The 670-nt window shown below is 36.0% G+C and carries 1 protein-coding gene; it reads left to right on the plus strand.

The genetic code is table 11. The annotated features are described in order from the left end of the window. The coding region (locus GW12_RS05685) for an IS1595-like element ISAcra1 family transposase (RefSeq protein ID WP_034584610.1) at positions 1 to 640 on the plus strand (640 nt) is incomplete at its 5' end. Positions 641 to 670 lie beyond the last annotated feature (30 nt).

A 670-nucleotide genomic window follows, 5' to 3' on the forward strand; every position in this document is an offset into this window, starting at 1 on the left:
TCACTACAAGATTAAAAAAATTATTCAATGCTTTTGTGTTGATATTCCTGCTTCCAAAACAGCCTTATTACTCAATTTAAATCGTAATACGATTAACTATTGGTACATGCTTTTTAGAGAAACTATCTATGATCATCAAACAGATTTAAGAGCTAAGTTTGTTGGTTCAATAGAAGTAGATGAAAGCTATTTTGGAGCGAAAAGGCAACGTGGGTTTCATGGAAAGTTAAAGCGTGGTCGTGGGACTCTAAAACAGCCAGTATTTGGAATATTCGAACGTAATGGGCGCGTCTATACTGAAATCGTACCTGACTGTAAAATGAAGACTTTACAAGAGGTTATCATTGGTAAAGTTTCACTTGAGAGTGTGATTTATAGTGATGGATGGCGTGGCTATAATGGTCTTGTTGATGTGGGTTATTCAAAGCATTTTAGGGTAAATCACGGAGCAAATGAGTTTGCTAGAGGAGAATGTCATATAAATGGAATAGAATCATTTTGGAGCTTTTGTAAAAGAAGGCTAGCAAAGTTTAACGGCATATCAAAAGAGTACTTTGATTATCATCTTAAAGAAACTGAATGGCGTTGGATGAGGGAACCTAATGAGTTAGCAACTGAGCTGTGGAACCTCATTAGGTAAAATTAAGTGTAAATCTGCTAGTCTAGAGCC

Origin of the sequence: Acinetobacter sp. HR7 (assembly GCF_000773685.1) — a bacterium.
Taxonomy (GTDB): domain Bacteria; phylum Pseudomonadota; class Gammaproteobacteria; order Pseudomonadales; family Moraxellaceae; genus Acinetobacter; species Acinetobacter thermotolerans.